Below are 20,386 nucleotides of genomic sequence, written 5' to 3'. Positions count from 1 at the left end.
ATCATGCACATGAGCCAACCGACCGAGTTGATCCCTGCCGAGGCCAAGCGCCTGATCGACCTGGATGCCGGCAAGCCGGTGCGCTGGGGCCTGTGGCTGGTGCTGGCCGGCTTCGGCGGCTTTTTGCTGTGGGCCTGGCTGGCGCCGCTGGATGCCGGCGTGGTGGCCACCGGCACGGTCAAGGTCACCAGCAATCGCAAGGCCGTGCAGCACTTGAGCGGCGGCACCGTGGAGGCGATCCTGGTGCGCGAAGGCGACGTGGTGAAAAAGGACCAGGAACTGGTTCGCCTCGATGCCCTGCGAGCCGTGGCCGAACAGGGCGCAGTCAGCGCCCAGTACATTGTCAGCAAGACCGTGGAAAACCGCCTCGAAGCCGAGCGCGACAACCGCGACTCGGTAACCTTCGACCCCGCGCTGCTCAAGCGCTTCAGCGCAGACCCACGCCTGCTGGCTGCCATGGACTTGCAGCAGCGCTTGCTGGACACCCGCCGCGCCGGCCTGGCGGGCGAGCTCAGCATCCTCGAAGAGAACCTGGCGGCATCGGCCGTGCAGCTCAAAGGCCTGCAGCAGGTGTACGGCGCCCGCGCCTCGCAGATCAACTTCCTCGGCCAGGAGCTGCAAGGGACCCGCGTGCTGGCCGCCGAAGGTTATGTGCCGCGCAACCGCCTGCTGGAACTGGAGCGCAGCAACGCCGACCTCTCCGCCGGCCAGGCCGAGAACCTCAACAACATCGCCCGGGTGCGCAGCCAGGCCACCGAGATCAAGCTGCGCATGCTTCAGCGCCAGCACGATTACTTGAAAGAGGTCGAATCGCAACTGACCGACACCGCCAAGGAAAACACCACCCTGGCCGACCGCTTGCGTGCATTGGACTACGAAGTGACCCACACGGTGATCCGCTCACCCATCGATGGCATGGTCCAGGCGCTGGGCATCGCCACGGTCGGCGGGGTTATCCAGCCTGGCGCCAAGCTGATGGAAATCGTCCCGCTCGACGAGCCGTTGCAGGTCGACGCGATGATCCCGGTGCAGGCCATCGACAAAATGGTCCCAGGGCTTGCCGTGGACATCGCCTTCCCGGCCTTCAACCACGCTCAGACCCCAAACATCCCCGGCCGTGTGAAAACCATCTCTGCCGACCGCCTGCTCGATGAAGAGAGCAAGCAGCCGTTCTACCTGGCGCAGGTGGACGTTTCACCCGCCGGCATGAGCTTGCTGGGCAGCAACCACATACGCCCCGGCATGCCGGCCACCGTCACCATCAAGACCGGCGAGCGCAATCTGCTCAGCTACCTGCTCAAACCCATGCTCGAACGCGTCGACAGCGCTTTCAAGGAGCAATGAGATGAACCGTCACTGCCTGATGTTGTGCCTGTTGGGGTTGTCCTTGCCAGCCAGTGCCATGGACCTGAAGCAAGCCTGGGACCTGCTGCAGTACCAAGGGCCCATCTACCATGCCGCCGAGCATGAGAAACAAGCCGGCCTGGAAAACCGGGCCATCGGCCAAGCCGGCCTGCTGCCGCAGATCAATGCCACGGCCTATTACAACAAGGTCAATGGCTCGCAGCGCCAGAGCGGCCAGGACAACGACCTGGACTACGACTCCAAAGGCGCCAGCGTGCGCCTGCGCCAACCGCTGTTCAACAAGCAGAAGATGGCCGAATACCGCCAGGGCCAGCAGCGTGCCGACTACAGCGTCGCGGTGTTCGATGCCAAGAGCCAGGATGCCGCGGTGCGCCTGGCAGACAGTTATTTCGATGTGCTGTTGGCCAGCGAAACCATCACCCTGGCCAGGGCCAAGCTGAACGCTTTCGAGGAGCAGCTTGCGTCAGCGAAACGGCGCATGGAGCTGGGCGCCGGCACGGTGACCGACATCGACGAATCGGTCGCTCGCCGCGACCTGGCAGAAGCCGACCTGATCGAGGCGCAGGACAACCTGGTCAACGCCCGTCGCAAGCTCGAGGAGTACATCGGTGAAACCCCGGCATCGCTGACCACCTTGCAGCCAGGCTTCACCACCCCGCCGCTGCTACCGGGCAACCTGCAGGACTGGCTGGTCAAAGCACAAACCGACAGCCCGCTGATTCACGCCCGCCGGCACAGCTACGAACTGGCAGAAGAAGAGGTGAACCGGGCCAAGGCCGGGCACTGGCCGACCCTGGACTTCGTTGCCGGTTACACCGCGGGCAGCAGCCAATCGATTTCAGAGCTGAACCAGCGCAACCAGTACAGCTCGATCGGCTTGGAACTGAACATCCCGTTGTACAGCGGCGGCAGCACCAGCGCGCTGACCCGCCAGGCCAGCGCCAACAGTTCGAAAGCGCTGGACGAGCTCGACGCCACCCGCCAGGAAGTCATCTCCGGTACCACCCGTGAGTACCGAGGTGTGCAGAGTGGCGCCATGCGTATCCATGCGCTGGAAAAGGCCGTCGCGTCCAACGAACGTTCGCTGACTTCAACACGCAAAGGCTTCAAGGAGGGCGGTACCAGTACCAACTCGGATGTGCTTAATGCGGAGGAATTGCTGTTCGACGCACGGCATGACCTGTTCGAGGCCAAGTTGAACTACCTGATGTCACGCCTGCGCCTGGCGTCATCGGTGGGCAGCCTGGGGGACGACGATATCGAGCTGGTCAACAATTACCTTGGGCCGGAGTTGATGGTGAGTAACTGACCTGCTCTGGCTTTGTTTAAGCTTGAGATTGTTGGTGGCGCTTAAGGCCTTGTAACGCAGGCGGTAATAGCCTTGGTAGCATGAGATCGCCAGCATCTTCAGGAACAGCACGACCACACAGACCGCATAGACAGACAGGGCATCGTGCATCACGCCCCCTCGTGAGCATGATGTGCCGAGCGCCTGCCAAAGCCTTCAAACACGATGTACAGAAGCGGCCCCACGGACACAAACACAGCCGTGAGCAGCAAAAAAGGGGCAACCCGTAACCACGATCGTCCTTTCGAACGGGCATCCCTGATCATCCAGGCGCATGCAAGCCCAGCCATCACGTACAAGTCGATTACAACCTGCGCGGTGTCAGGCCGGGCCATCAGTTCAAGGCCAAATGCGAGCAATGACTGCTCTGCAATGAACATCGTCCAGCCGGTGTATAGCGAAAACGACATCAGGGTAGCCAGCGCGATCCAAGTGCTTTTCATCTGCAACGCTCCTTAACCAATACCGCGCCAAGGTAGTGCTATGGTTGCAGCCTGCTCAATGACCTCACAGGTCATCGACGCCCCCGCTCACGCCCCGTCAGAGTTGCCCCATTAGTAACCGCCCTTTCCACCCGACCGCCTCAGCCGGTAACCCGGCAGGCAACCACTTGCGCCGGCATCGTCAACAGGCAGGTTTAAGCCAGCTTGAGCTGGCGCTGCGCGCCAACGTATCCCAGCGCCACCTGAGCTGTGTGGAGACCGGTCGCGCCAAACCAAGCCCAGGCACGTTGCATGCCCTGCTTTCTGCGCTGGACGTACCGTTGGAGGAGTGCAACGCGGTTTTCCTCGCGGCAGGTTATGCGCCCCGCTACACCGCGTCGCCGCTGAATGCGCCCGCCATGGCAATGGTGCACGAGGCAATTGCGCATATTTTGCAGGCCAACAACCCTGCCCCTGCGATCGTCCTGGATAGCATGTGGTACACCACCGCCGCCAACACCAGCGCCGGGCTGCTGTTGCAGATGGCGGGGGTACAGCCCCGTGATGATGCGCCGCTCAACCTGCTGGAAACGCTGCTGCGCCCCGAGGGCCTGGGCGACCAGTTGATCAATGCCGATGAAATCCGCGCCACCGCGTGGCACAGGGCCTCGCGGGAAGCGGCGGGCAACCCTGAGCTGGCGCAGCTTCTGCAAGACCTGCCCTGCCCCGCCGCGCTGGCGATCGCCCCATCGCCTTCGCCGGTCGTGTTGACCCGCCTGCGCTCGGCACACGGTGAGCTGAAGTTCCTGTCCACCTTCACCACCTTTGGCATGCCGCTGGACGTGACCGTGGCCTCGCTGCGCATAGAACACCTGATACCTGCAGACACGCATACCTGGCACACCATGACCCTGGCGTATGAACAAGTGACCGCAAACCCCTGAGTGCGCCCAGGCCAAACCGGCCTCAGAAATCGACCGTGGCCGACAGCTGCAGGGCGCGTGGGTAGCCAGGCGATATCGCGCCATACGAAGCGACCCCCGACCAGTACTCACGGTCGAAGACGTTCTGCACCGTGGCCCGGAAGGTGGTAGGACGGCCTTCGATGTGGGTGATGTAGCGCGCCCCCACATCGAAACGTGTCCAGGCATCGAGCTCCTGGGTGTTGGCCTGGTTGATGTACTGGCTGCCGGTGTAGATCGCGCCACCGGTCAAGGTGACACCTTCGACCCAAGGCGTGTCCCACTCGGCCCAGAGGTTGGCCTGCACATCGGGCACGCCCACAGGCTCATTGCCCTTGTTGGCCGCCGTGGCCGAATCGGTCAGTTCGCCGTCCAGCAGGGTCACGCCGCCCAGCAGTCGGGTACCGGGCGCGACTTCACCGAACATGCTCAACTCGATGCCACGGTTGCGCTGCTGCGCCTGCACCGAAAACAGGTTGCCAGCGCCCAGTTCACCACTGGGTTTTTCGATCTGGAACAGCGCCAAGGTGGTCATGAAGGTGTCCCGTTCGAACTTCACCCCCAGTTCGTGCTGCTTGGTTTCATAGGGGGCAAAGGCTTCACCGGCATTGCCCGCCGTGGCCGGTGCCACATCGCCTTTGCTCAGGCCTTCGACGTAGTTGTAGTACAGCGAGACGTTCTCCCAGGGTTTCACCACCACCCCGACAACGGGCGTTGTCGCACTGTCTTTGTAGCGGGCAGTCATCGCGCCTGCGGTGCTGTAGTTACGCGACTCGATCGCTTGCCTGCGCACGCCCAGGGTCAGTTGCACGCGGTCATCGAACACCGCCAAGGTGTCGGTCATCGCTACGCCGGACAACTCGGCTTCAGACACCCGATTCACGTTTGGCGCACTGATGTACTGCTTGGGCACCGCTACGGGGTGATAGATGTTCGAGATTATTTCCGTGCCATTGTTGATGCCCCGCGACAGCTCATCCTGGTAACGGGTCGCCATGAGCGTGACGGTATGGTTGATCGGCCCGGTTTCGAACAGCCCGCGTACGCCCACGTCGGCGGTGGAGCGGTCGACATTGAACTTGTAGTAGCCCGGAGTATTGCTGGTATCGCCCGCGTCATTGAGGATTTTCGGCACCTGGTCGGACATCCGCGCGACATCCGCCCTGCCGCCACCCGCATGGGCAAACACAGTCAACGAATCGCTCAGGTCGTATTCCCCACCCAGCAGCGCGGATTGCTCGCGGGTGTCCGACCAGCCCCAGTCCTGTGGCAGGTTGGTGCGGCCATTGGCGGCTGAAGGCACGTCGACACCCGGCGCCACGGTGAAGGGCCGCGACGCGGCATCCCAGCGCTCCCGCTGGCTGATGAAGTCCAGGTTCAGGCGCAGGCGCTCACCTTGGTAATCCAGGGCGATGGCACCGATATCCAAGGCCCGTTGCTGGTCATCAATGGCCGTGTCGCCCTGGGCGAGGCTGCCGTTGAAACGCACGCCCCATTGCCGCTGATCACCAAAGCGGCGGCTGATGTCGAGGTGGCCACCGGTCTGTGTGTCAGAGCTGTAGCTGGCAGTGAAACGGGTCAGGTCCTCGGCCAGGGCGCGCTTGGGGACGATGTTGATCACGCCGCCGACCCCGCTGTTAGGCGAAATCCCGTACATCAGCGCGCCTGGCCCTTTGAGCACCTCGACGCGCTCGGCATACTCGGTAAACACACGGTAGTTGGGCGCCACGCCATACACGCCGTCGAAAGCAAGCTCCCCTAGGTTGCCCTCACCGACAGGGAAGCCACGAATGAAAAACGAATCGACGATGCCGCCGGTTTGCCCCGTGGAGCGCACCGAAGGGTCACGCTCCAGGGCATCGGCGACGGTGACCGTCTGCAGGTCCGCCAGGGTTTTGGCGGTATAGCTGGTGACGTTGAAGGGCGTGTCCATCACATCCTTGTTGCCCAGCATGCCCAACCGCCCGCCACGGGCAACTTGCCCGCCGGCATAAGCCTCTGGCAGGGTTTCGTGGCGCATGCTGTTGGCGTCGATGGTGGTCGCGGCCAGGGTCAGGCCGTCGCCACTGGCCACTTGCCTGATCAGCTTGAAGCTGCCGTCGCCCAGCTCGACCAGTTCGAGCCCACTGCCGGCGAGCAGTTGCGCCATGCCATCACGCGGGGAGTAGCGACCGTTGAGGCCTGGGCTGTACAGGCCTTCCGTCAATGCAGGCTCGAACGACAGGGCCACACCCGAGGTCAGCGCGAAGCTGGCCATGACCCGGCCGAGCGGCCCTGGGGCGATGTCGTACGGCCTGGTAGCCGTCGCCTCCAGTGGTTGTGCGAGCGCCGCCCATGAATGGCTGGCACCTGCTACCAGCACACAGCTGAACAGGGCGCGACGGATTGCAATGGCGAGCTGGGGACGACTTGCAACAGGCATGACAGGAGGGTCCTTCTGACCGGGAATGGAGGTGTTCACTCCTATTGCCAGCCGAGGCGGAAAAAAGTATCACCTGGGCACGACTTTTTTTGCAGTGCGGTCAGCGCGGCGCAAGCATCGTCCAGTAGCCCCCCATGTGCGCCTCCACCCGCAGGGCATAAGTCGACTCCAGCATGCTCAACGTTCGACGCGGGTCGCTGATGGGAAATGCCCCTGATACGCGAAGGTCGGCAATGCCTGGATCACAACGAATGAACCCCCGTTGGTAACGCGCCAGCTCGGCAACGAAAGCGTCCAGCCTCATCTTGTCCGCCAGCAGCATGCCCTGGGTCCAGGCCGTGACAGCCTCGTCTGCCGGCCTTGGTGCAGCGATCGTTCGGGCGTCGAAGTCAGCGCGTTGGCCGGCTTGCACGACGCGGCGGGCAAGGTGATCGGCATTGCCAGGTTCGATGCGAATCGCACCTTCGATGACCGCCAGGTAGGTACGCCCGCCGAACTCCCGCACGGTGAACCGGGTGCCCAAGGCTTGCATGCGCCCCTCCCGCGTCCCTACCCACAGCGGGCGAGCAGGGACCACGATGTCGGGGGCCGTCTGCACCAGGATTTCGCCACGGAGCAAACGAATGAACCGCTCGCCGGCATTGAAACGTACATCGATCGCGGAGTCGGTATTGAGCACAACCTGCGTGCCATCGGCCAGGGTAAGGTCAAGGCGTTCGCCAATGCCGGAGCGGTAATCAGCTGCCCAACCTTGTTGCTCGGTCAGCCGCCAACCTGCCCAGCTGGCCGGGGCCAGGGCCAGCAGCAGGGCCAGCCGGCTGACCAGTGCACGACGGCCAGGGTCGGCCGGGCGGTCCAGTGCAGGCATCGACAGTGCCGGTGGCAGGCCACCCAACTTGCCCATCAACCGCTCCGCGCGCTGCCAAGCGCTTGCTCGGGCCGGGCTGCTGTTGCGCCAGGCCAGCCAGTCGGCCTGCTGCGCATCGGTCACGTCGCCTGCGCTCATGCACATCAACCACTCGGCGGCTTCTTCGAGCGCTTCGGCGTCTACCGGCTCGGCGCGCTGTGCATCGGCCATCTAGTCGACCAGCCTCAAGCACTGAACGAATGCCTGCTTCATGTAGCGTTTGACGGTAATCAGCGATACACCGAGCTGCTCGGCAATCGCCTCGTACTTCATGCCAGCCAACTGCGACAGCAGAAACGCCCGCCGGACCAGTGGCGGCAAGGTATCGAGCATGGCATCGATCTCGTGCAGGGTTTCCAGGATCAGCAAGCGCGTCTCTGGCGAAGGCACTTCAGGGGCAGGCAGGTGCTCAAGCGCCGCCAAGTACGCACGCTCCAGCGATTTACGTTTGCACCAGTTGGCGAGAATGCCGCCGGCGACGCAACTCAGATAAGCGCGGGGCTCATCGAATACGACGGCTTTGGAGGCGAGGATACGGGTGAACGTGTCCTGAACCAGGTCGGCCGCATCCACCGCGTTGCCCAGGCGCCTGCGCAATTTCGCGTGTAACCAGCCCTGGTGGCCGGTGTAAAGCGCTTCGACATTGCGTATGTGATTGTCAGGGCTGGGCAGCACGTCGCTCATGGGCGGTCTTGTCTACGCAAGTGAGAACTATTTTCAATGGTAAGTTAGCGCTGGCGCGCAAAGCAAGTTCAATATGGGCCAGCATTCAGCCGCAAAGGCGCGCGCTCGCGGCCTATGCTTCAACTCACTCAAGGCGGCGGAAACCCTCATGCACAACCCCGAAGACAACCTGCTGCACAGCTGGCAGCACAACGCCCAAGCCTGGATCGACGCGGTGCGCAGTGGCGCCATCGAGAGCCGTCGGCAGGTAACCGACCAGGCTATCCTGCTGGCCATTCTCAGCCGGCAACCCGAGCGCGTGCTCGACCTTGGGTGTGGTGAAGGCTGGTTGCTGCGGGCGCTGGCCGATCGCGGCATCGAGGCGGTCGGCGTGGATGGCGACAACACCCTGGTGGAGGCGGCCCGTGCGGCAGGCTCCGCCGAGGTGCACCTTGCCAGTTACGCACAGCTGGCCGAGGGCGACGTCAGCGTTGGCCGTGACTACGATTTGGTTTGTGCCAATTTTGCGTTGTTGCAGCAGGACGTCATCCCCTTGTTGGCGGCGATGAATGGGCTGCTGGCTCCGGGTGGTGCAGTGGTGATCCAGACGTTGCACCCCTGGAGTGTGGCTGCGGGGGATTATCAGGATGGCTGGCGGGAAGAGTCATTCGCAGGGTTTGCCGGGGACTGGCGGCCGATGCCTTGGTACTTCCGCACTTTGGCCAGTTGGCTGAATGCATTGGACATGGCCGGGCTGCGCCTGGTCAGCCTGCAGGAGCCGCAGCACCCGCAAAGTGCGGTGCCGCAGGCGTTGTTGATGGTGGCCGAAGGGCGGTGAACCCTGTGTGGCATTGCAAGCGAGTTGCCGCCCCTTGTGGGAGCGGGCTCGCCCCGCGAACACCGGCAAAGCCGGTGCCATACACCGCGTAGCCCCATTCGCGGGACAAGCCCGCTCCCACAGGGTTGTGACAATCACAGAACGCGACTGCCACTTGAGACGCTTACAGCACCGGCTTGCGCGCTGCCCCGCTGCGGGCCTTGGCCATTGCTGCCAGGCGCACTGCAACGTTCGCTGCGCCATACCCGGCATAGCCGCCCTTGCGCTGGATGATCTCGAAGAAGAAGCGCTCCTCGAACGGCTCGGTGTACACGTGGAACAGTTCGCCGCCTTGGGCATCGCGGTCATACAACACGTTGTAATACGCCAGTTCACTGAGGAATTCGTCGTCGAAGTCGAAGCGCGCCGCCAGGTCGTCGTAATAGTTGAGCGGGATTTCCAGCAGCGGCACGCCAGCCAACTTGGCACGTGCCACTTCACGGAAGATGTCATCACAATCGAAGGCGATGTGATGCACACCCGAGCCGCGGTAACTGGACAATGCGTGGGCAATGGCGGTGTTGCGGTTCTCGGAAATGTTCAGCGGCAGGCGCAAGGTGCCGCACTGGCTGCGCAGTGCACGGCTCTTGACCAGGCCGTACGGGTCGGGCAGCACCACTTCGTCGTCGGCGGCGAAGTCGAACAGGCTCTTGTAGAACAGCACCCAGCTGTCCAGCGACTCGGCCGGCAGCGCCAGGGCCATGTGGTCGATACGGCGCAGGCCACCGCTGGCAGTGGCGGTTTTGTCCAGGCTGAAGTCGGTGTCGTACAGGGTCTGGCCAGCAGTGCCCTGTTCTACCAGGTACAACAGGCTGCCATCGGGCGCGCGCACGGCGGGTACTTCGCACTCGTTGGGGCCGACCAGGCCACGGAACGGCTGGCCACGGAAGGCCGTAGCGCGCTTCAAGGCAGCTTGCTGGTCCTTGACGCGCAACGCCGTGGCGCACAACGACGGGCCATGCGCCTCGAAGAAGTTGTGGCCAAACGAATAGGGTTCGGCATTGAGGACGATGTTGATGTCGCCCTGACGCAACAGTTGCACGTCCTTGCTGCGGTGCTTGCCGGCATCGGCGAAGCCCAGGCGTTTCAGCCAGTTGCTCAAGCGCGCACCCACCGCCTCGTCGACGGCGAATTCGAGGAACTCCACGCCATCATAGGCACTCGCCGCCGGCGGGTTGAACAGCACGCCCGGCTCCACCGCCACGGCCTCCTGCTCCAGGCGCAGGCGGGTCTGCTCTTCGAGGTACAGCAGCGAGCGCAAGCCGTCGGCGGCATTCTGCCGAGGTGGCGCGGCGCGGAAGCCGTCGTTGAAGATTTCCAGGGACAGCGGGCCGCGGTAGCCGGTGGCGAGGATCGGCGCGAGGAAGCCGGCCAGGTCCATTTCGCCCTGCCCCGGGAAGCAGCGGAAATGCCGGCTCCACTCCAGCACGTCCATGGCCAGGATCGGTGCGTCGGCCATCTGCACGAAGAAAATCTTGTCGCCCGGGATGTCACGGATCGCGCTCGGGTCACCCTTGAGCGACAAGGTATGGAAACTGTCGAGGATCACCCCAAGCGACGGATGGTCGGCCTGGCGCACCAGGTTCCAGACCTGCTGGTAGGTATTGACGTGACGCCCCCAGGCCAACGCTTCATAACCGATGCGCAGGCCACGCTTGCCGGCATGCTCGGCCAGCAGGCGCAGGTCGTCCACCAGCAGTTGCTCGTCGCCCAGGGCATCGGCCTGGACGTTGCTGCACACCAGCACCAGGTCGGTGCCCAGCTCTTGCATCAGGTCGAACTTGCGCTCGGCGCGGTCGACGTTGCGCTGCAGCCGGTCGCGGCGGCAGCCTTCAAAGTCGCGGAACGGCTGGAACAGGGTAATGGCGATGCCCAGGTCCGCGCACATCTGGCGAACCTGACGCGGGCTGCCGGCATAATAGAGCAAGTCGTTTTCGAAAATCTCGACGCCGTCGAAACCGGCGGCGGCGATGGCTTCGAGCTTTTCCGGCAGAGTGCCGCTCAAGGACACGGTGGCAATCGAACGCTGCATGGCGGGAGTTCCTTGTTGTTAGGGGACGACGGCGCAGGAAAACCACGGTAACGGTGCCTGGCATCATGGATTATTCGCAGGTAAAGTCGCCTCATCAATCTCTTTGTACGGAATGGTTAGTTTTGTGTTCGATTACCGAACAAAACCGGATTTCGCGAATTGCTAGACCGCCACCCCGTGGTCAACATGAAACCAGACGCAGGCACACCGACTGCCGCCTTCTTGCCAGACGGTCATTCGGCAGAACCTGCGCTAACAAGCCCAACGCCACAACATAATAAGTTCAATAAAACCGGGTACCGACCTATGAACACTGCTCTCGCCTTGCGATCCGCACCTGTCTCCTGGCTGCCTGTCACGGCCTTGGCGCGGAATACGCCCGCACTTCACGTTTGACCCCACTCCCGAGATAACCCCACGCTCGCCTTGCGCCGTGCGGGAACCAACAAGAACAACGGAGACACCGATGGCTCACTCCAGCTCTCAAGCCAAGAAAGCGACCGCCAGTGGATGGATAGGCTCGGCACTCGAGTACTACGACTTTTTCATCTATGCACAGGCTGCGGCCCTGATTTTCCCGCAAATCTTCTTCCCTAACACCGACCCGAAAATGGCGATCATCGCCTCGCTGGCCACTTACGGTGTCGGCTACCTGGCCCGCCCGGTCGGCGCCATCGTGCTCGGCCACTGGGGTGATACCCGCGGGCGCAAGAACGTACTGCTGCTGTGCATGTTCCTGATGGGTGTGTCGACCATGGCCGTCGGCCTGCTGCCGACGTACCACGACATCGGTATCCTCGCCCCCGCCTTGCTGGTGCTGCTGCGCCTGGTCCAGGGCTTCGCGGTAGCCGGCGAGATCTCCGGTGCCAGTTCGATGATCATGGAGCACGCGCCGTTCGGCCGACGAGGCTACTACGCGAGCTTTACCCTGCAGGGCGTACAAGCCGGCCAGGTCTTGGCGGCGGCGGTGTTCCTGCCACTGGCCTACTTCATGCCGAGTGAAGCCTTCAACGATTGGGGCTGGAGGATTCCGTTCCTGATGAGCGCCGTGGTGCTGATCGCCGGTTTCATCATCCGTAAAGAAGTGCACGAAACGCCTGCCTTCGTGAAGGAAGAGAAGCAGGATAAAGTTGCCAAATCGCCAGTCAGCGAGGCCTTCCGCCACAGCTGGAAACACATGGTGCTGGTGATGTTCATGGCCCTGATGAACGTGATCCCGGTCGTCGCGACCATTTTCGGTGCGGCCTACGCGGTGCAGCCGGCCTATGGCATCGGCTTCGACAAGAGCGTGTACCTGTGGATTCCGGTGGTCGGCAACATCGTCGCGGTGTTGGTGATTCCATTCGTCGGCAACCTTTCCGACAAGATCGGCCGTCGCCCGACCATGATCGCCGGGTGCCTGGGTTCGGGCCTGCTGGCCTTCGTCTACCTGTATGCGATCAGCATCCAGAACGTACCGCTGGCCTTCGCTGCCTCGATCGTGATGTGGGGCATGGTCTACCAGGGCTACAACGCGGTGTTCCCAAGCTTCTACCCTGAGCTGTTCCAGACCCGCTACCGTGTTTCGGCCATGGCCATTGCGCAGAACATCGGCACCATGCTGACGGCCATGCTGCCGGCGCTGTTCGCCCTGGTGGCGCCACCGGGCTCGGACAACATTCCACTGGTCGTGGGTGGCATGGCGTTCTTCATCACCTGCATCTGCGCCCTGGCGGCGTACATCGCACCGGAAACCCATCGCCTGTCGATGGAAGACCTCGGTAACCCGCAGGCCAAGCCGATGGAGAAGGCCGCGTACGAAGCCAGCCGTAAAGGCAGCTTGCAGACTGCAAGCCACTGATCGATCGCAGGGGGCTGCTGCGCAGCCCATTCGCGGCGCAAGGCCGCTCCCACAGGTGTGCGCAAATCCCTGTAGGAGCGGCCTTGCGTCGCGAACGGGCCGCAAAGCGGCCCCAGCGTTTTCAGCCCTTAATCACTTCCTGCAGCCGCTGCCACAGTTGTTCAACATGCTCCCGCTCGGTCGGCAATGCGCCAATCGACACCCGCACCATCCACCGCCCATCAAGGGTAGCCGGCGTTACATACGCCTCCCCAGAACCATTGAGCCGCTCGGCCCAGGCCTTGGTATGCGCATCCAGCGCCTCCCCTTCCAGCCCCACCGGCCGATGCTGGATGCACAGCGTCTGCAACTGCACGGGCGCCAATAGCGTCCAACCCGGTGTCGCCTCGACCTGCCCAGCAAGCCACTGAGCATTATCCAAATCACGGCGCAAACGCGCCTGCAGCGCTTCGACGCCTTCACTGCGCAACATGAACCACAGTTTCAAAGCGCGGAACCGCCGGCCCAGTGGAATACCCCAATCACGCAGGTTCTTGACCTCACCATCCACCGCCGACTGCAGGTAGCTGGGGTTGGTGCTCATCACCCGGATCAGGTGCTGCGGGTCGCGCACGTAGTAGATCGAACAATCAAAGGCCACACCCAGCCATTTGTGCGCGTTGACCACCACCGAGTCGGCCAGCTCGATGCCGTCCCACATCCAGCGGCACTCGGGCAGAATCATCGCCGACCCCGCCATGGCCGAGTCAACGTGCAGCCACAGGCCATGGGCCTGGGTGATTTCACCAATCGGGCGCAGTGGGTCGAGTGCCGTGGTGGCGGTGGTGCCGGTGGTCGCGACAACCGCACAAGGCTGATTACCTGCCGCCAGGTCCTGCTCGATGGCTGCCCGCAGCGCGTCTGGCTGCAGGGCGAACTGCGCGTCGGTGGGGATCAGGCGAATGTTGTCACGGCCAAAACCGGCCAGCAGTGCGGCCTTGTCCACCGAGCTGTGGGCGTGGGCGCTGACGTAGACGATCAGCGGCTTGGCCTGGGCCTGCAGGCCACCGCGGACCAACGCGTAATCGCTGGCCCGTTCGCGGGCGCAGATCAGCGCCACCAGGGTGCTGGTCGAGGCGGTGTCCTGGATCACCCCGCTCCATTGCCCTGAAAGGCCGAGCAACTGGCGCAGCCAGTCCAGGGTGGTTTCTTCCAGCTCGCTCAAGGCTGGGCTGGACTGCCAGGACAGGCCCAATACACCCAGGCCGGTACTGAGAAAGTCGCCCAGCACCGATGACAAGGTGCCGTTGGACGGGAAGTAACCGTAGAAATCCGGGTGCTGCCAGTGCGACAGGCCTGGCATGACCAGGTTGTTGACGTCGTCGAGAATCGCCTCGAAGGGTTCGCCCTGCTGCGGGGCGCCTGCCGGCAGGGCCGCTTTCAGGTAGCCCGGTTCGACTTGGGCCATGACCGGGCGTTCGCCCACGGTTTGGCGGTAGTCGGCGATCAGGTCGATCAATTGGTGGCCGTACTGGCGGAATTGTTCTGGGGTCACGGGCGGTCTCCATTGGGCAGTTTGCTGCCTGGGCCGGCCTCTTCGCGGGCAAGCCCGCTCCCACAGGTGAATCACAGCTTGAGCACTGTGCGGATCCTGTGGGAGCGGGCTTGCCCGCGAAGAGGCCGGCACTGGCAATACAGGCCCATCAGTCTAGGTGCCACCCGCCCTGCAAAGAACCCCGCTTCGTGCATACCTCCTATGGCGTTGGCGCATGCCCCCCTTGCACGCCGAACTGGGACTGGCGCCAGAGCTCGAATACCCGGTTGCGCAACCAGCGGTGCTCGGCCGAGGCCTGCAGGCGCTGGTGCCAGACCACCCAGTAACGCTGGCTGTGATCGATGAAGCCCAACGGTCGCCAGGCCAGGTCATGCAAACGGCACAGTTGCCGGGCGATGTGCTCCGGGACCGTGGCCACCGCCTGGCTATTGCCGATCACCTGCACGGTGGCCGAAAAAAACGGCACTTCCAGGCTGACCCGCCGCTGCAGGCCCTGGGCGCGCAGGTGGCGGTCGATGAAGCTGTCCTTGTCGCCACCCCCGGAAATGCGCACATGCTTGTGCGCCAGATACGCTGCCTGGCTGAGCGTTTCATGGGCGGTCAACGGGTGGTCGCGGCGCATCAGGCACACCGCGCGGTCCTCGCCGAGCAGACGACCATGCAGGTTGGGCGGCGACTCGTCGAACAAGGTGGTGGCCAGGTCGATCTCGCCACTGGCCAGCAACGCGTACTGGCCAGCCTGCCAGGTGCGGTATTCGAGGGACACGCCGGGCGCTTCGTGCTCCAGCGCCGCCACCAGCAGCGGCAGCATATGCTCGGCGACGTAGTCCGAGGCCGCCAGGCAGAAACGGCGCTCGCAGCGAGCGGGGTCGAACACCGCCGGTTGGCGCAGGGCGTGCAGCTCTTCTAGGACCTGGCGCAGTGGCTCGACCAGGGCTTCGGCATGCTCGCTGAGCACGTAACCACGGCCTTGGCGCACCAGCAGCGGGTCGTCGAATGCTTCGCGCAGGTGGGCCAGTTGACGGCTCAGGGCAGATTGGCTGACACCCAGGCGCTCGGCGGCGTGGCTGAGGTTCTTGAGCTGCAGGAGGCAGTCGAGGGTGCGTAGATGGGCGAGGCTCAGGGAGGCAAAAGTTGGGTTCATGCAGGCTCCCCTTTATCAAATTCACCGGCCCATTCGCGGGACAAGCCCGCTCCCACAGAGCCCCGCCGTGTTTGAGGTTAGCGGAGGCCTGTGGGAGCGGGCTTGCCCCGCGAATGGGCCGCAAAGCGGCCCCGGCTTTTAGTCGGTCAGGCCGACATAGACGTTCTGCACGTCATCGTTCTCATCGATCGCCTCGAGGAACGCCTCGACCTCGGCCAATGCCTCAGCGCTCAGGCTGGCAGCACTTACCGGGTTCTTCGGGGTGTAGCCGATCTTTGCCGATGTCACGGTAAAGCCATGCTCCGGCAGGGCCTTTTGCACCGCGTCCAGGTCGGTGGTGTCGGTGATGAACAGGGTCGAACCCTCTTCTTCCCCTTCCTCGAAGTCCTGGGCACCGGCTTCGATGGCGGCCATTTCCGGGTCGGCACCTTCGGTCGGGGTGGCTTCGATCAGGCCGACATGGTTGAAGTCCCAGGCTACCGAACCGCTCGCACCCAACTGGCCCTTGCGGAACAGCACGCGGATCTGCGCGACGGTACGGTTGATGTTGTCTGTCAGGCACTCGACGATCAGCGGCACCTGGTGCGGCGCAAAACCTTCGTAGCTGACCGCGTGGTACTGCACGGCATCACCGTCCAGGCCAGCACCTTTACGGATTGCCCGGTCCAGGGTCTCGCGGGTCATCGAGGCCTTTTTGGCCTGCACGATCGCCAGGCGCAGGCGCGGGTTCATGTCGGGATCGGCGCCCGATTTGGCAGCGATCTGGATCTCTTTGGACAGCTTGCCCATGATCTTGCCTTTGGCATTGGCCGCTGTTTCTCTATGTTTGGCTTTCCACTGTGCGCCCATGTCGACTCTCTTGTTTCAACGGCCAGTTCAGGAAGCGACCGGCCAAAAGTGGGTGCAGTTTATACGCCCTCGGGCGTGTGATCGACAAGAAATCTCATGCTTTGTCGGCCTTCCCCGCCGCCGCCGCAAAACGTGCCAGGCGTACATCGAGGTGCCGTGGCCGCAGCCCGCGGTCCTCGGCGCGCTCCTTGCGGCGAATGGCATTGCGCACCATCAGCGCCCCCAGGTAGCGAATCGGCTCTGGCGGAAACAGCCCCAGCGGCCCCTGGACCAATGGCGAGCGGGTCCAGGGGTTGTCCAGCCCCAGCGCCAGCGACGACAGGATTTGCCCCCCCATGTGGCACGGCCCGACGCCGCTGCCGGAATAGCCAAAGCCATAGAACACGTTGCCCTGCCCGTCTAACCGGCCAAAGAACGGCAAGCCCGTGACGGAGCGGTCCGACGGCCCATTCCAGCTGGCCGCCAAGGGCACGTCCGCCAACGCCGGGAAAAACTCGCCCAGGCTTTCACGCAGCAGCGGCCGGTATGGCGAGGGCTGGTCGAATACCGGCAGCATGCGCCCGCCATAGGCGAAGGTATTGCCGCCCTTGCCGAGCATCAGCCGGCCATCGGAGGTGTTGTGGTAGTAATGCACGAAAATGCGCGAATCGAGCACGCTGACGCCGCTGTCCAGGCCGATTTCGCGCAACAGCTCAGGGCACGGCTCGGTGATAATCATGTCGCTGGACACAATCGCTACACTGCGCTCGAACTGCGGGAACGCCCGCGCCATCCAGGCATTGAGGCCCAACACTACACGGTCGGCGTGCACCGTGCCGTGGGCCGTGCGCACCTGTACCGGCGCACCGTGCGCCAGGCCCGTCATGGCCGTGCCTTCGTGAATGCGCACGCCACGCTGCAACGCCACCCGCCGCAGGCCGCGCACCAACTGCCCGGGCTGCACGGTGGCGGCGGCCGGGGAGAACCAGCCTTCCAGGTGTCGCGCCGACCCCGCCAGGCGTTGCACCTGGTCCAGCGGCAGCCGCTGGAACGAATTCACCCCCTGCTGCTCCAGCGCGGCGATCACCGCATCGGTGGCACCGACCTGGGCCGAGTTGGTGGCGGTGTACAGCGTGCCGTCCAGGCGGTAGTCACAGTCAACGCCATTGGCGGCGCAAAACGCGCCGATGGCACCGATGCTGCGTTCCGACTCGCGCACCAGGCGCACCGCTTCAGCCGCCCCGAACAGGCGCTCGAGGGTGAAGTACTTGGCCGACCACGACAGCACACAACCGCCATTGCGACCACTGGCGCCAGCGCCGCAGATGTCGGCCTCGATCAGCACGACATCCAGTGCCGGCACCGCCTCCTTGAGCATCAACGCGGTCCACAGGCCGGTGTAGCCGCCGCCGACAATGCACACATCGCAACGGCTGTCGCCTTGCAGCGGCGGGCACGCCGCTTCCTGCGCCGAATCCAGGGCCTGTTGCAGCCAGAAGGGTCTCATTCGCTCGCTTTCCTTTAGGTACGCAGTGGCTTGATTGCCATGCTGGTGTTTGGTGCCACGTCGTTGCGCTGCACCGCGGTAGCCGGGCGGCTGTTCCAGTGCGGCAGCAGCACCAGCGCCGAGAACAGTGCGCAACCGGCGAACACGATGAACACCGTGACGCCGTCGAAATAACCCGGCAGCAGCCCGCCAAGCACGGCGCCCACCGAGCCGCAGCCGTTGACGAAGCCTGCTGCGGTGGCACCTGCCTTGGCGGTGCCGAAGTCGATGGCCGCCGCGCCGCTGATCATCGAGTCAGGGCCATACAAAGTCAGGCCCATGACGAACAGCAGGCCCACCACCAGCATCACGCTGCCGGTGTGCATGGCCGCCATGAACGCGGCTAGCGTCACCGTCAACAGCACCAAGCTGATCACGCACGCCGGCATGCGCCGCGCGCCGAACAGTTTGTCGGAGGCCAGGCCGATCATGATCGGCCCCAGCAGCCCGGCCAGTTCGAAGGCCGTGGGGATGATCGCCGCGCCGACCTTGCCCACCGACGGCATTTGCTCGAAGACGATCACTGGCCCCCACAGCAGAATGGCGTAGCGCGCCGGCTTGAGCAGGAAGTAGGCCAGGCCCAGGGTCAACACCGTGCGGTTACGCAGGATCTCGCGCAACGGCGCCCAGACGCTGCACAGGTTCGCGCCCGGTGCCATGCTCTGCGGCTCGGGCTCTACGGCAGGCAAGCCGACGTCTTCTGGCTTGTTGCGCTGCAGGAAGAAAAACAGCACAGCCACCAGGGCGACCACCACGGCACTGGAGAAAAACGCGGCGTGCCAGGTGCCGACCAGGGTGTAAGCCCACCAGCCGGCAAACGGCGAGGCCACCAGGCCGCCAAAGGCATAGCACGAGCTCCACAACCCCAGTACCCGCCCGCGCTGCGCGGCAGGGAAGAAACTGCCGATGTTCTTGCACAAACCGGCCCAGCCGGTGGACTGTGCCAGGCCTTGGATCAACATGCAGGTGGCGAAGATCGGGAAGGTGGCGTAGCTACCCATCACCACCGCCGCCGCAGCCGAGATCAGCAAGCCGCCAAGCACCACCACACGTGGGCCGAAGCGGTCGGCAAGCATGCCCCAGGTGAACTGGCCCACGGCATAGGCGGCCAGGTAGATCGCGTCAAGGTTGGCCATGGCCGCCTTGTCGAGCATGAAGCTTGGGTCTTCGGCGATGCCCAGCTTGGCGACCGAGAACGCCTTGCGGGTGAAGTAGAAGGCGGCGTAGGCCAGCCAGGTGATTGCGAAAATCTGCATACGCCAGCGTTTGAACGTGGCTAGGGAATGGTTCATGTGAGTCTGACCTCTTGCTCAAGTGTGCCGGCAGAATGTGAAGAAACGCCTGTCTTGTTCTTGTGTTACGCACAGCGATGACGGGGGGCCGTCATCGGGTCAGATGGCGCTGTATCAGCGCCATGGCCCCGACCGGCGCTTGTGGCTGCGGCGGGGCTGGGAGGTATGGAAACAGCTGGTGACTGATAAATAAAATCGATTTATCGTATTTCACTCATAAGCCCAGCTTGTTACTGGAATCGTCATGTCGGTGTCCCACGCTCAACTCAAGGCCTTTCACGCGGTGGCGGTGCACGGCAGCTTCACCCGTGCCGCGCAAAAACTGTTTCTGACCCAGCCGGCGGTCTCCGACCAGGTGCGCAAGTTGGAAGAGCGCTTTGGCGTGCTGCTGTTCCACCGCAACAAGCGTTCGGTGCAACTGACCGACCTGGGCGAGCGCCTGCTGGGCATCAGCCAACGCCTGTTCGCCTGCGAAGCCGAAGCCCACGAGTTGCTGCAGGACTCACGCGCCCTGCACACCGGCAGCCTGGTGTTGGCGGTGGACGCGCCGGTGCACGTGCTGCCGCAGATTGCGCGGTTCTGCCAGCGTTACCCGGGCATCCAGGTGAAGATCGAAACCGGCAACACCGATGAATCGTTGGCCCGGCTGTTCAGCTACCAGGCGGACCTGGCACTGCTGGGACGGGACGTCGACGATGAGCGCCTGCACTGCCTGCCGCTGCGCCGCGACCCAATGGTTGCCTTCGTCAGCCACCATCACCCTTGGGCCAGCCGGGGCTCGATCAGCCTGGCGGACCTGGATGACACCCCGCTGGTGCTGAGGGAGCCTGGGTCGGTGACGCGGCAGACGCTGGAAGAAGAAATGCAGCGCGCCGGGCTGCGGATTCGGCCGGCGATCCAGGTGGAAGGCCGGGAGGCGGCGCGCGAAGCGGTGGTGGTGGGGATTGGCGTGGGGGTTGTGTCGGCGGCGGAGTTTGGCGCGGATGCGCGGGTGTGTGCGTTGCCGATTGTCGACTGTCAGCGGCATTTGACCGAGACGCTGGTGTGCCTCAGCGAGCAACGTACGCGGCGGGTGGTGGCGACGTTCTTGCAAATGGTTGAGGAAGGGCTGTAAAGCTGCATCCCCAATGTTTGCCTGGTAGCAGCAGCCTTGTGCTGCGAAGAGGCCGGTGCAGGCAGCATTGATGTATGGTGCCTGTACCGG

16 protein-coding genes and 1 pseudogene are annotated in these 20,386 nt (G+C 63.8%); 6 read left to right on the top strand and 11 right to left on the bottom strand.

The window, feature by feature from the left end; genetic code table 11:
• The first annotated feature begins 3 nt into the window (after window positions 1-3).
• Both ACMCNM_RS12165 and ACMCNM_RS12160 read left to right on the top strand, forming a co-directional pair.
• On the top strand, window positions 4-1,344 hold the full coding sequence (locus tag ACMCNM_RS12165) for an HlyD family type I secretion periplasmic adaptor subunit (RefSeq protein WP_085273305.1): 1,341 nt from the start codon (window positions 4-6) through the stop codon (window positions 1,342-1,344).
• A gap of 1 nt (window position 1,345) precedes the next feature.
• Window positions 1,346-2,674, top strand: coding sequence for a TolC family outer membrane protein (locus tag ACMCNM_RS12160; RefSeq protein ID WP_027593774.1), 1,329 nt, complete (start codon window positions 1,346-1,348; stop codon window positions 2,672-2,674).
• Window positions 2,675-2,713: 39 nt separating this feature from the next.
• On the opposite strand, the pseudogene ACMCNM_RS12155 reads toward ACMCNM_RS12160, so the two are convergent.
• Both ACMCNM_RS12155 and ACMCNM_RS12150 read right to left on the bottom strand, forming a co-directional pair.
• A pseudogene (locus ACMCNM_RS12155) lies at window positions 2,714-2,824 on the bottom strand (MAPEG family protein); the annotation flags it as partial.
• Window positions 2,824-3,156, bottom strand: coding sequence for a DUF2834 domain-containing protein (locus ACMCNM_RS12150; protein ID WP_412764425.1), 333 nt, complete (start codon window positions 3,154-3,156; stop codon window positions 2,824-2,826). The pseudogene ACMCNM_RS12155 and the gene ACMCNM_RS12150, both read right to left, overlap by 1 nt.
• Window positions 3,157-3,266: 110 nt before the next feature.
• Between ACMCNM_RS12150 and ACMCNM_RS12145 the strand changes: the two genes are divergently transcribed.
• Window positions 3,267-4,079: a helix-turn-helix domain-containing protein gene (locus tag ACMCNM_RS12145; RefSeq protein WP_412765918.1), complete on the top strand. Its 813-nt coding sequence runs from the start codon at window positions 3,267-3,269 to the stop codon at window positions 4,077-4,079.
• A gap of 22 nt (window positions 4,080-4,101) precedes the next feature.
• Here ACMCNM_RS12145 and ACMCNM_RS12140 read toward each other — a convergent pair whose 3' ends face one another.
• The 3 genes from ACMCNM_RS12140 to ACMCNM_RS12130 all read right to left on the bottom strand — a co-directional run bounded on the left by ACMCNM_RS12140 (window position 4,102) and on the right by ACMCNM_RS12130 (window position 8,110).
• Window positions 4,102-6,519 (bottom strand): TonB-dependent siderophore receptor, encoded by a 2,418-nt coding sequence (locus tag ACMCNM_RS12140; RefSeq protein WP_412764424.1) that lies wholly within the window; start codon window positions 6,517-6,519, stop codon window positions 4,102-4,104.
• A 100-nt stretch (window positions 6,520-6,619) separates the two neighbouring features.
• Window positions 6,620-7,597: a FecR domain-containing protein gene (locus ACMCNM_RS12135; RefSeq protein ID WP_274887336.1), complete on the bottom strand. Its 978-nt coding sequence runs from the start codon at window positions 7,595-7,597 to the stop codon at window positions 6,620-6,622.
• Window positions 7,598-8,110, bottom strand: coding sequence for a sigma-70 family RNA polymerase sigma factor (locus tag ACMCNM_RS12130; RefSeq protein ID WP_265967422.1), 513 nt, complete (start codon window positions 8,108-8,110; stop codon window positions 7,598-7,600).
• Window positions 8,111-8,258: 148 nt separating this feature from the next.
• Here ACMCNM_RS12130 and ACMCNM_RS12125 point away from each other — a divergent pair, with 148 nt between their 5' ends.
• Complete coding sequence (locus tag ACMCNM_RS12125) at window positions 8,259-8,927, top strand: class I SAM-dependent methyltransferase (protein ID WP_099429832.1); 669 nt, start codon at window positions 8,259-8,261, stop codon at window positions 8,925-8,927.
• A 163-nt stretch (window positions 8,928-9,090) separates the two neighbouring features.
• Here ACMCNM_RS12125 and quiC read toward each other — a convergent pair whose 3' ends face one another.
• Window positions 9,091-10,998 (bottom strand): 3-dehydroshikimate dehydratase QuiC, encoded by a 1,908-nt coding sequence (quiC, locus tag ACMCNM_RS12120; protein ID WP_027593781.1) that lies wholly within the window; start codon window positions 10,996-10,998, stop codon window positions 9,091-9,093.
• A 466-nt stretch (window positions 10,999-11,464) separates the two neighbouring features.
• Between quiC and ACMCNM_RS12115 the strand changes: the two genes are divergently transcribed.
• A complete protein-coding gene (locus ACMCNM_RS12115; protein WP_027593782.1) occupies window positions 11,465-12,838 on the top strand; it encodes an MFS transporter in 1,374 nt (457 codons plus the stop codon).
• A gap of 121 nt (window positions 12,839-12,959) precedes the next feature.
• Here ACMCNM_RS12115 and ACMCNM_RS12110 read toward each other — a convergent pair whose 3' ends face one another.
• From ACMCNM_RS12110 to ACMCNM_RS12090, 5 genes are all read right to left on the bottom strand, one after another.
• Window positions 12,960-14,372, bottom strand: coding sequence for a DOPA decarboxylase (locus ACMCNM_RS12110; protein WP_412764423.1), 1,413 nt, complete (start codon window positions 14,370-14,372; stop codon window positions 12,960-12,962).
• 199 nt (window positions 14,373-14,571) lie between these two features.
• The gene (locus tag ACMCNM_RS12105; protein ID WP_412764422.1) at window positions 14,572-15,516 is read right to left on the bottom strand and encodes a LysR family transcriptional regulator; all 945 of its coding nucleotides are present in this window, start codon (window positions 15,514-15,516) and stop codon (window positions 14,572-14,574) included.
• Between the two features lie 138 nt (window positions 15,517-15,654).
• Window positions 15,655-16,365, bottom strand: a complete 711-nt coding sequence (locus ACMCNM_RS12100) for a YebC/PmpR family DNA-binding transcriptional regulator (RefSeq protein WP_186678697.1) — start codon at window positions 16,363-16,365, stop codon at window positions 15,655-15,657.
• Window positions 16,366-16,459: 94 nt separating this feature from the next.
• Window positions 16,460-17,851, bottom strand: coding sequence for an FAD-dependent oxidoreductase (locus ACMCNM_RS12095; protein WP_412764421.1), 1,392 nt, complete (start codon window positions 17,849-17,851; stop codon window positions 16,460-16,462).
• Window positions 17,852-17,865: 14 nt separating this feature from the next.
• Window positions 17,866-19,182, bottom strand: a complete 1,317-nt coding sequence (locus ACMCNM_RS12090; protein ID WP_412764420.1) for an MFS transporter — start codon at window positions 19,180-19,182, stop codon at window positions 17,866-17,868.
• Window positions 19,183-19,426: 244 nt separating this feature from the next.
• Between ACMCNM_RS12090 and ACMCNM_RS12085 the strand changes: the two genes are divergently transcribed.
• Window positions 19,427-20,296 (top strand): LysR substrate-binding domain-containing protein, encoded by an 870-nt coding sequence (locus tag ACMCNM_RS12085; RefSeq protein WP_085273296.1) that lies wholly within the window; start codon window positions 19,427-19,429, stop codon window positions 20,294-20,296.
• Window positions 20,297-20,386: the final 90 nt, after the last annotated feature.

This window comes from Pseudomonas sp. NGC7, assembly GCF_047159675.1.
Lineage (GTDB): Bacteria > Pseudomonadota > Gammaproteobacteria > Pseudomonadales > Pseudomonadaceae > Aquipseudomonas > Aquipseudomonas kermanshahensis.
The sequence above is the reverse complement of the archived record's forward strand: the minus strand, read 5'-3'. Positions and strand labels throughout refer to the sequence as shown.